General features: G+C 43.5%; 9 protein-coding genes and 2 pseudogenes. All 11 read right to left on the bottom strand.

Annotation, left to right across the window (positions count from 1 at the left end):
* Window positions 1–83: 83 nt before the first annotated feature.
* A pseudogene (locus E5983_RS06840) lies at window positions 84–965 on the bottom strand (V-type ATP synthase subunit A); the annotation flags it as partial.
* A 94-nt stretch (window positions 966–1059) separates the two neighbouring features.
* Window positions 1060–1380, bottom strand: coding sequence for a V-type ATP synthase subunit F (locus tag E5983_RS06835; RefSeq protein ID WP_160333133.1), 321 nt, complete (start codon window positions 1378–1380; stop codon window positions 1060–1062).
* Window positions 1370–2389, bottom strand: a complete 1020-nt coding sequence (locus E5983_RS06830; RefSeq protein WP_160333132.1) for a V-type ATPase subunit — start codon at window positions 2387–2389, stop codon at window positions 1370–1372. The genes E5983_RS06835 and E5983_RS06830 overlap by 11 nt, the downstream gene beginning before the upstream one ends.
* A gap of 30 nt (window positions 2390–2419) precedes the next feature.
* The gene (locus tag E5983_RS06825; RefSeq protein ID WP_160333131.1) at window positions 2420–3001 is read right to left on the bottom strand and encodes a V-type ATP synthase subunit E family protein; all 582 of its coding nucleotides are present in this window, start codon (window positions 2999–3001) and stop codon (window positions 2420–2422) included.
* A gap of 43 nt (window positions 3002–3044) precedes the next feature.
* Window positions 3045–3521, bottom strand: coding sequence for a V-type ATP synthase subunit K (locus E5983_RS06820; protein ID WP_160333130.1), 477 nt, complete (start codon window positions 3519–3521; stop codon window positions 3045–3047).
* Window positions 3522–3566: 45 nt separating this feature from the next.
* The gene (locus tag E5983_RS06815) at window positions 3567–5597 is read right to left on the bottom strand and encodes a V-type ATP synthase subunit I (RefSeq protein WP_160333129.1); all 2031 of its coding nucleotides are present in this window, start codon (window positions 5595–5597) and stop codon (window positions 3567–3569) included.
* The gene (locus E5983_RS06810; RefSeq protein ID WP_160333128.1) at window positions 5587–5910 is read right to left on the bottom strand and encodes a hypothetical protein; all 324 of its coding nucleotides are present in this window, start codon (window positions 5908–5910) and stop codon (window positions 5587–5589) included. The genes E5983_RS06815 and E5983_RS06810 overlap by 11 nt, the downstream gene beginning before the upstream one ends.
* Window positions 5911–5922: 12 nt before the next feature.
* Window positions 5923–6819: an ROK family protein gene (locus tag E5983_RS06805; RefSeq protein ID WP_160333127.1), complete on the bottom strand. Its 897-nt coding sequence runs from the start codon at window positions 6817–6819 to the stop codon at window positions 5923–5925.
* Between the two features lie 197 nt (window positions 6820–7016).
* Complete coding sequence (locus E5983_RS06800; protein WP_160333126.1) at window positions 7017–8126, bottom strand: Gfo/Idh/MocA family protein; 1110 nt, start codon at window positions 8124–8126, stop codon at window positions 7017–7019.
* Between the two features lie 20 nt (window positions 8127–8146).
* Window positions 8147–10348, bottom strand: coding sequence for an exo-alpha-sialidase (locus E5983_RS06795; RefSeq protein ID WP_331251099.1), 2202 nt, complete (start codon window positions 10346–10348; stop codon window positions 8147–8149).
* Between the two features lies 1 nt (window position 10349).
* Window positions 10350–10616: pseudogene (locus E5983_RS06790) on the bottom strand (NanQ anomerase/TabA/YiaL family protein); the annotation flags it as partial.
* Window positions 10617–10764: the final 148 nt, after the last annotated feature.

Here is a 10764-nt window from a genome sequence, read left to right as displayed (position 1 = left end):
TAAGCGAGGACACGTTTTCTAAAATCAATTCCGTATGCCATAAGACAAGTATATCATATACGGTTTATAAGCTAAACGACTATAGCAATCAGTACAGTGCGTTGCATGATGGATTCACCTGTATTGGGATCAATCAATTCAGGAAATTCATTCAAGACGTCTGTCATCTCATTTCCACGTTCCCCACAACCAACATAAATCACAATATCAACATTCGCAAACTTCGCGACTTGATGTTGCACAACGGTTTTACCAGCACCGAAAGGACCAGGAACAGCTGCCGCTCCTCCCTTTGTTACAGGGAAAAAAGTATCAATAACCCGCTGACCCGTGATTAGCGGTTCAGACGGAATCAGACGCTTGGCCACCGGACGTGCTTTCCGAACCGGCCATTTTTGCATCAAAGTCCCCTGATAAACCTCCCCGCTCTCCAAGGCAATCTCATAAACTGTCTCTGCAACAGTAAAGTCACCGGCTTGAATTGACTGGAGCCTTCCAGAGATTCCATAAGGAACCATAATTTGATGCTCAATCAACTTGGTCTCCGCAACTGTCCCCAAAATATCCCCAGCTGAAACCGCTTGCCCCACTTCAAGGCTTGGTACAAAAGACCATTTTTTCTCCCTATCCAAGCTTAAAATATCGACACCACGAATCAGAAAATCATTCCCTGTTTGCCGTTTAAAACGTTCTAGAGGGCGCTGAATCCCATCGAACATCTCTGAAATCAAACCAGGACCCAGTTCTACCGATAGGGGATGGCCTGTTGTAACGACAGGCTCCCCGGGTGCTAGTCCAGATGTTTCTTCATAAACCTGAATCGAGGCTTGGTCTCGCCGCATCTCGATAATTTCACCGATGAGACCCAAATGCCCGACCTGACAAATATCTTGAATATTGGCCTCTTGCATTCCTGAGGCAACTACAAGAGGGCCAGAAATCTTACTAATTTTTCCTTGAGTCACTACTATCCTCCTCATTCGTCTCTACTCCAAAAATAGACCGAAAACGCAACACTTACTCGACTGCCTATTCTTGAATGGCCATCTTGAACCAACTCTATAAAATATTTTGGCCGACAGCCTTCTCCACATTTTCTTGTACTCTTCCTAGAGCTAGACCTGAACTCCCCTCATGGGTTGGCAACAAGATCAGGGCAGGAAGAACCTGTTTCTCATAATAATCCAACGTCTCAGGGATCAGAGCTGCAATATCCTCTGTAATATAGATAATCCCATAACCTGTTTGCGCTAGCTTTCGAATGGTGTTTTGGGCTTCCCTCTCCATTTGAACAGGAAAGACATCAAAGCCAACCATTTGAAAGGGCAAAATGGTATCACGACGGCCAACCACCGCAATCTTATACTGTTTACTGTCCATATATCGGCCTCATTCTTTCTGCTAATAAATCTGAAGGAAGATGATTGTGATAGGCTGATAAAATCAAGCGTATATTCTTGATCTCAAACTCACATCTCAACAGATACTTTGCTAAAAATAGAGGTCCATTTAAGGTTAACTCCTGGCTGTCCAACAGTTTAAACAGCATAAAATCCGAAAGATACTCTAAATCAACTGTCGAAATTTCTGAACGGCGAATCCGATTTTCAAACTCCTCTATGTCCGCATCTAGCAAAGTATTTAACTGACCAAACCAGTCTATGAGTTTATCCTCTTCAACCATCTGAATAAAGGCTTTCGCTGGAAAACTTCCCTCATCCGACAAGACTTGATAAATTCCATTGTCCGTTTTCTGCTGGCTAAGTCCTCGTTTAACAGCAATGACATTGTAAAAATCCGTCATCATTCGGACAAGCTGCTGAAGGACTGGATCCAAGTCAGCCGATAACCGCTTCAGGTGTCTAAAATAAGCTAAATCAGCGCCAAGTTCCAAAATACGGAGATTGTGATAGGTTTGGTAATCCTCCCAAATCGAACGCACCTCGTCCACTAGCTCCGCTCCTAACTGGTCTGAGTACAGGGTAGTTACCAAATGGTCTAGCTCCTCGATCCTTTCCGCTCCAATCGGAATTAACAGGTGAGAGAAATCTCGTTCTAGAGCTTTACCTTTCAGGAGAACCTTGAGATTATGATACACATAGCGGACGGCAAAGACAGAGACAATAGCCTGGTTAGGACTTTGGGAAAAGGCCCAGTTGTATTCCTCAATCAGACGCTTCATAAGCCTATTATCGATAGCCTCCAAACTGGCTAAATCCTTATCCCCAAAGGAATAGATACTATCTCCTAAAATAGCCAGGAGGTCACTTTGATGATTTGCTTCCAAAAGTTTCTGAAAGGTTTCGGGAGAAATGAAAGCCTGTTCGCGAACAGCTATTTCAACATTAATTTCTGTAAAATCGTGACCATTCATTCTAGTTCTTTCCAACCTCCTTTTCTCTAAACATCTGGGCTCCAATTAGCGTGTAAAAATTTCATTAGCGATCCGTGAACTCTCTGCTTTATAGACCGAGTCTACCAAGTGACGGTACAGGTAATTATCATCAACCCTACCAATAGACACCACCAAACCTGCTTCCTGAGCAATGCTCTCCTGATCAAAGGTCATGTGCGGATAAGCTAGCTGAAGTTGGCTGACTTGGTCATGCCCTAATTTCTGAAGGGTAACCTGCCCAAAGGCAACCTGAGCTCTCTCCTCTGAATATTTGTCCAAAACACTGCGAATAAAAGCCAGCTCTGTTTCTTCAGACCAGTCAGCCATGGTCTGATAGGCTGCTTGAAAGAGTTCCTGCAAGATTGCTTGTTTGGCAACCAGGGTCGACTGCCGTTCTCTATTCTTGATTTGTTGGCATTCAGCTTGATGGACCTGCTTGAGTTCCTTAATTCGCTGTTGAAAATTTGACTCTTTGATTCCTAACAATTGTGTCTTTTGGTGCTCAAAGTCCTCTTTGATCTGTTCTTGCGCCTTTAGAAACCGCTGCTGACCTTTTTGTCGCGCCTGCTCCAAGACGGAATTTTTTAATGCTTCAATATCGGCCATGTCCAACCTCCTACTGCTTACTGCCTTAACTCGTACTAAAAGACTATACTTTTAGGGTTAAAATGAAGGAAATAACAAAGGCCAAGATAGCGTAAGTTTCAACCATGGCTGCCAAAATAGCCCCCTTCATAAACTCTTTCGGCCGTTTCGCCAGAATTTGCATACCGCCTACCGCAACGTTCCCTTGATGTTTTGCCGAAAAATAACCAACAAGGGCAATCGGTAGGGAAACAAAGAAGTAGGCCACTCCCTTCTCAAGGGATAGGTCTGGCGTCAACTGCAACCAAATCAAAATGCCAATAACAAAACCGTAGAGCCCCTGGGTCCCTGGGAGCAATTGAAGAATCAGAGCCGATGCAAATTTTTCCGGCTGCTCTTTCAAAAGTGCTGCTGCCGCTTGTCCGGCCTTACCGACCCCTAAGGCGGAACCAATACCACTAAAACCAACGGCCATAAAAATTCCCAAAGCCGCAAAGAAGGCGCCACCATGACTTGCAAAATAAGTTGCTAATTGTTCCATTTACTAATCCTCCGATGGATGTTTTATCCCGATACTCTTTGAACATCAAAATGAGCGCTTGTTGGCTTCATCTCCTAGACTGGATTGATGTTCTTTGAGTACGATATATTTTTCCGATACTTTCAAAGGTGAGAAAGCTTGTCCTCCCCCTTCATAAAATTTGCCAAAAAATTCAACAAACATAAGACGTGCCCCATGCACATATCCTGACAAGAGTGATAAAAAGATATTGATGGCATGGAGTGCTATAAAAATAACTAGACCAACCGTAAATTTCGAAATGCCTGGAAACAGACCGACAATTAAATTAAAGGCAGAACCAATACTGGCTCCTGATAAGCCCAGAGCCATCAGACGGGTAAAACTGACCAAGTCCCCAACATACGAGGAAATATTGTAGAGGTTAAAGAATCCCTGCCCAAGCCCCGCAAGACTCTTGGACTGAACCACAGACACAACCAAGATGGCTAGGGCATTCAGAATGGCCAACCACTTACCAATCGTCGCTAAGACAGCATAGGGCTGAGCCAGAGAACCAACAGCAACCATGGCCAGACCGATCAAAATCAAACACCAAGCAAAGCCTGAATGATAGGCCTCGCTATAGTCTTTCATCTTCACTTTTTGAAGACCTCCTAAGAAGAGACCACTGATAACCGTCAGCAAACCAAAGACAACCGACACAATCAAAATCATCATAACATCTGTCCTGGTCGAAATGAGATGAAACGGTAAATCATAGCCGAAGAAAGAGCCGTAAATGAGGCCCCAAATGGAGACTGCAATCCCTAGAATGCTGAAGAACTTGATAAAACGAATGGTATTTTTGGGAAGATAGAAGAGCTTGAGAGCTAGGAAGGCCGATAGCGTAATCAATAAACCATAACCCAAATCAGCTACCATCATGCCAAAAAAAGTAAAGTAGAACGGAGCCAGAATCGGTGTTGGATCCTTCTCATAATACTTGGGCAAAGCATACATCTCTGTTAGTAGTTCAAAGGGTTCGACTAGAGCTGTATTGTTTAGCTTGATCGGAATCTGAGCCTGCTCCTCGTCCGCCACTGTCAACTCTGTTAGAAACACTGTCGAACCAAACTCAGTCTCCAAGGCCTCTTGCAACTCTGGCAAACGCTCTTCTTCAATCCAGCCTTCTAATCCCGTCAAATGAGTGGTGTTGGCCATCAAGGTTTTGGAGACCTGCCGGGATTTCTGGGTCAACAAAAAGTCAATTTGCCCCTGCAAGGCTCCCAGCTGTTCCTGATAAGTTCCCAAGTGGTCGACTAAGGCAGCCTTTTCCGCTTCCAGCTCCTGATTTTCACTGGCTAACTGGTGCAGTTTCTCCCCAGGTAGCATCGGCTCATCATAGTCAAAGACTTGAAAACCAGCTGTTTTTAAAATATCTTCTGGATTTCCCTGAGATAGGCAAAGAAGACCGTATTCCTTCTCTGTGACAAACAGCTCCTCTACCTGAAGCCCCTCAGCAGCTAGCAGAACTTTATAGGCTTGATCATCTGCTGTTCGCGGCAATGTTCCCACCTGCGCCTGCAAAAACTGGAATTCATTCAGATTATTGGGGAAAAATTGTAGATCACGCCAGGGCTCTAGCAACTTCATGAGATCTCGGTTATCCTCTAAGGAGTCTTCAATGACCTTAACTCGAGTAAGTTTGGTTTGAATCTCCTGACTCAAGCGAACCATTCGCTCCCCTTCACCCAAGGACTTGAGTTCAGTGGCTGTTACGGCTTGTGGTGGTGTTCGTAGTCGCTCTACTACTCCTGGAATAGGGAGATAAACTCTTAACCGCTCACGGAGGACCTCTAAATGCCGTTGCTGATTTTCAAGATGTCGTAAAACCTCATCTCCCACCAATTCTTTTGAATTTTCTTGATCCGAATAGACATTCACAGATAGTTGTGGACTGGTAACCTGTTGGCTACTAAAGGCTTGGATCCAGGAATCTTGAGCTTTTAAATCTTGAATCTCGACAATTTCTAGACCCTGTAGCAATTCGGTGACAGCATCTACTTGCTCACTGGTAAACAGTAAGGCAATTTTTTTCATTGGACTAATGGCCATAATACGCAACCACCCTACTCACAATTTTTTCCACAAATTCCTCTTTATAATTCATAGAAACTTGTTGGATTGTTTGCTCATTGGCCTGAATCTTATCAGCAACTTCCTGATCCAAGGCTTGTTTATCACTCAATAGCTGTTGTGCCAATTGCTCATACTCTGCTTGATAATCGGCTTGGCGCTCTTGCAAAAGCTGGCTCAACTCTCTTTCAGATCTTGCTCGCGCTTCTTGAATCTGCTCTTCATACTCTTCTACAATGAGTTGAGCTTCCCGCTCAATGTTTTCCATTGTTGTAAAAATAGAATCTGACACACGCATACCTCCCTAACCTTGTAGTGGATATTGGGTGAGAAAATGCTTGACGGCACCCAATCGTCCTGCAGCATTTCCTAACGACGCTGCTAGTAATTGCTTAGGCAAAAAGCGCTCATCTTGTACCTTATGAACAAGAGCCGCCTTGATTCTCGGCAAAAGTAAATCAGCTCTTGCAAAAATACCACCACCGATGATAAATGCTTCTGGATTCAAAAGATAAGAAATCGTTAAAATTCCTTCCGTCAAATGGTCAAGGAAACTTTCCAAGGTCTCTTCAGCAACTGGATCCCCCTCCTCAAGGGCGGTAAAAAAACTCCGTCCGTCTTGTTGGCTTTTCCCACTTTTGTTCTCATACAGGCGGACAAGAGCAGTTGTCGACGCTCCGTTCTGCCAATCTTGACCTTTAATCGGAAGATAGCCAACTTCACCAGCTGTAAAATTGTGACCCGTCACAATCTGACCATCCAGCACAATCGCACCGCCAATTCCTGTTCCAACTGTAATCATCACAACGGAAGACAGATCCTTAGCTTGACCCAACCAGGTCTCACCCAGAGCTGCACTATTGACATCATTTTCAACAGCTACCGGAAGCTGGAATCGCTGTCCAATTGTCTCAACAAAATTGACACCGATATAACCTGGAATGGTATAACCAGCATAGGCAATTCTTCCCTGACGACTATCCACAACCCCCGCTGAAGAAATACCGACCCCATCAATTACATGCTTTTGCTGGTAGTCCTCTACTAATTGACAAACCTGGTCCAAAATATCATTGGATTGATTTGCATAGTCAATGTGGGTCTCAACTTCTCGATATTCTTGAAAACTCTTGCCGTTTTCATCATATAGATCCGCTTTTATGCTGGTTCCTCCAATATCAATTCCGATAATCTTTCTCATAGATGTTATCCTTTCAATTCAAAAGCTATCTAATCTCCTTTTTGAATCGTTATTAAAAAAGGGGACAAGGAAATCAATTTACTAAGAAGTCGATTCCCTTGTCCCACCTCCACACAGTTCAGTAGGTCTGTAAAAGATGGTGAAATCAATGCAGTTCGCCTACTGAAACATTGTACATCTAGTTATTTTCCTAAAAACTAGTCCTTAACAATTTCAGCAAGAGCTACTTTACGATCTTCTGTCACAGATAAGGTACACGCATCGGCAGTCGCAATTGATTCAAGTGCTGCCACGCCATTCAAGAGTTTGGCGTATTCATCTGTAATCTCGCCACCTTTGATAATATCGTGTAAGTAAGCCATTTCTTTATCAATACATGTTTGCAACCAGAGTGGGCAACGAACTCCTGGCTTACCATAGGCAATCGCACCATCCATCCCACGTCCGGTGTAGATTGCTGTCCGGTCATCATCTTCCTCTTGTGTTTCATGAACCAAGAAGTGTGATTCTCCTTCACCTTTCACACGAAGCGTTCCACCTGTGTTGTATAAATTAAGCTTGATAGCACCTTCGGTCCCTTGAATCAACACATAGTGCTCACCCCAACGGAAGGCGTTTCCGTATTCCAAAATAGCATAGCGATCATCTGCATATTCCAGATTCACGATCAGCATGTCATCTTCATCCCCAAAATTCTCACCTTTATGATAGACATTGCCACCTACCATTGTCGCTTTTTCAGGCATACCACCCATGATAAATTGGATACAGTCCAATTCATGGATATGGTGATACAAGTGGCCTCCAGATTGGGAACGAATTTTTTTCCAAGACACGGTTGGTTGTTGTTCTTCCCAACCGGTACGGGCAGCGTGGCAGTAAAGCACTTTACCGATTTTACCTTGTGTAATCAACTCTTTAGCATGGTGGACCCCATTAAAGAAATTCATAATGTGACCAGCCATGAAAATAACATTGTTCTCCTCACAGGCATCAACCATGGCCTTACAATCTTCGTAATTCAAGGCAATTGGCTTTTCACAGAAAACATGTTTCCCATGTTCTGCTGCTTTTACAACTGGCTCACGGTGAAGGTAGCTTGGTGACGCTACAATCACACACTCCACATCTTCACGCTCAACAAGCTCATCCAAACTCGCACAAACATCTGCGCCTAGCTCCTCTGCTACTTCTTGACCATGATTGGGATCAAAAACAGCAACGATTTCCGCATCTTCGATTTTGTTCATTGAACGTGCTAGGTCAGCACCAAAATAACCTGCTCCAACAATTCCATATTTAACCATCATTTTTCTCCTGTTTTAAACTAAACCGTTTTTAGGTCCTCAATACTAAAGCTAATATAGGGAACTACATTCTTCATATGAAGCTCATTTCGGGACCAAGAATCAAATTTTTCAAACATCAGGCCAATTTCATGATTTGGTAACTCCGTCAAGGTTGAGTAAGAGAAACCATACTGACTGGAATCAACATCATGATGGTAACGCCACTCAATCGTGTTGTCCTCATGAATCAATCCAATAGACACCTGGCCATGTTTTCTACCACTCCGAGAATTAGGGGTACTGAGAATAACTGCCTTCTTGCCATCAATTTTCTGACTGTAGTTAATGATTGACAGCTCTGTACCATAATTTGGATTTGCTACAAAATCGAGATATTCAGGAGCCCCCCACGTCTCTCCAGAATCCTTACTGGTTAGGTAAGCAATCTTACCATTATTAGTACGCATGTAAGCTTGGAGTACACCTGGACTCAATTCCACAATTTGGGCTTCTGCAGACCAATTAGACGGAAGCGGAACAACTTTTGCTTCCCAAGTTTGGCCATTATCATCACTGTAGATAAAGACGGATTCTTTACCGGTATAAGAGGTTACCAGAATTCGTCCTGTCTTCGAGTCAACAATCCCACGACCTGGTCCCAAATAAGGAGCATTACGCTTCAAGCCCATCAATGGTGGTAGGAGAGTTGGACTTGACCAGGTTTCTCCTGCATCATCACTAGTGATATAAGCAATATAGTTGGTCGGCACTACTTTAAAGAGAGAGTCTTTATAGAAAATGTTCATATTGACCATTTTGCCGTTTTTATACTCTGTCTTCCGATTGTTCTCAAAGGTTACGGAATACTGCTCAACTTTTAAAGCGCTACCATTTTCTTGGATTGAAAAATCATTTCCCACCGTATAAGCCGTAGCCTGATTGGTGCGATCATCATAGATGACACCATTTTCACGAACCGTGTAATGGTATTGGTTATCCCCTGATTTTTTCAATTTCAGATAAACCTTACCATTAATCTCTTTGTAACCAGAATCCACACGAGTCGCTTCGCGGAAACTAACCCCTGCAGGCATGACATCCGCAAACATCAAGACTTGGTGATCTGTTTTTTCTACAATAACCGAATCAATATACGTTGCACCGCCACTAATCTGCAAGTCTCGCATACCTGGATCTCGCGGCCACTCAAGAGGAACATTTGCAAAATCATCAAAGGCCAAGGTCAAGCGAGGTTCTGTCCACGTAACTCCATTATCGTCACTGTAACTGGTTGCAATATTGATTTTATTTAAGAAATCATGAGTGCCACCATACCGAGCATCGATACTGGATAGTACACGACCATTGCTCAAGGTATAAAGAACTGGAATTCTAAAATAGTTTGACCCTGTTGCGTCATTAGCCTTATAAATTAAGCGGGAGGTAAGATGATTGCGGGTCATCTGTTCAACTGCTGCCGCTTCTAAAGCACGGTTGTAAATTTTGAGGCTCTCAAGATGGCCTGTAAAGCCAAAGTCAATTTTTCCGTATCGACGAACCCCCCCTAATACAACCGAATTGACTCCTTTAATATCGTCCAGGGTGAGATAGCGATCAACTTTTTTCTCAACAACCTTCGTCCCATTTGCATAGAGTGAATAGGTATTCGTCGTCGAATCGGCAACTAAGGCCACCGTATTCGATACCGGTTCCTGACGGTATTTGCCCCAAACAGATGCGGGGCGCGCTACAAGATTATTGGTCTTGGAAGCAGTATCTCGCGCTTCCATCCCCAATTCACCCGTATCTCGGACAAAGAGATCCAGATAGCTATTCTGATTCCCTGCTGTTGCATTCGAGATGCCAAATAGAGCTTGAATTCCAGTATGTTTCGCTTGCTCATAGCTCACAACAACCGTAAAATCATCTCCCTGGAGTTTATCCAAGACCTGATTGGTGATATCGACTCCCTGACCATTCAAGGTTACATCCGACGCTTCAAAGACCGGACTTACTGAAGTTTCCGAATGAGAAACTTCAGCTTCTGTCACAGTAGCCACTGCTGGAGAATCCACTACATTCGTAGCACTCTCTTCCGTTTCGACTGGCTGCACCGAGACAGTTTCCGGATCAGTTCCCACGGTTGAATCACTCTGCTCATCTGCTGAAACCTGATTCACCAAGGCAAAGGACAGAAGAGCTGCTGCTGCAAATGTTGTAACATACTTATAAATTTTCACATTACACCTCGGCATTCAAAACTTTGATTACTAACTTTCGAACAGGCTCATCATTCACCCGAATTTTTGGTTGATGAAGATCTTCTTCAAAGGTGACAAGTAAATTGCTTTCTGTCAAAGTGACCATTTGATAGATTTCACTGTCATAAAAACCGATGTCTTGTTGGGTATCAAAGTCTACCTTTAAGGTCGCATCTACTGCTGCGGAAACCGCCATTTTTTCAGTATTGCTGACAACAAGATGAATATCAAGATATTTTTTATGGCTCTTTGTCAAGTTGTGTGGAATCCCTGAAAACTGACAGTTTTAGGCTTTTATTATTTAGCTTTTTAATAAGGGTGTTGAGATGGTTTTAACGTCAATCCGAATCCGGCTTCTTTCGAATTTCTATGAGATGCTTTCCCTGTGGTGGGGG

It is taken from the genome of Streptococcus danieliae (assembly GCF_009767945.1).
GTDB classification, from domain to species: domain Bacteria; phylum Bacillota; class Bacilli; order Lactobacillales; family Streptococcaceae; genus Streptococcus; species Streptococcus danieliae.
Note: the sequence above shows the minus strand (reverse complement) of the source record. Positions and strands in the feature narration are given on the sequence as shown.

Bases quoted from the DNA above. Each gene is read 5' to 3' on its own strand.
- E5983_RS06820 (WP_160333130.1), bottom strand. From the start codon at position 3,521: ATGGAACAATTAGCAACTTATTTTGCAAGTCATGGTGGCGCCTTCTTT.
- E5983_RS06835 (WP_160333133.1), bottom strand. From the start codon at position 1,380: ATGGACAGTAAACAGTATAAGATTGCGGTGGTTGGCCGTCGTGATACC.
- E5983_RS06800 (WP_160333126.1), bottom strand. From the start codon at position 8,126: ATGGTTAAATATGGAATTGTTGGAGCAGGTTATTTTGGTGCTGACCTA.
- E5983_RS06815 (WP_160333129.1), bottom strand. From the start codon at position 5,597: ATGGCCATTAGTCCAATGAAAAAAATTGCCTTACTGTTTACCAGTGAG.
- E5983_RS06805 (WP_160333127.1), bottom strand. From the start codon at position 6,819: ATGAGAAAGATTATCGGAATTGATATTGGAGGAACCAGCATAAAAGCG.
- E5983_RS06825 (WP_160333131.1), bottom strand. From the start codon at position 3,001: ATGGCCGATATTGAAGCATTAAAAAATTCCGTCTTGGAGCAGGCGCGA.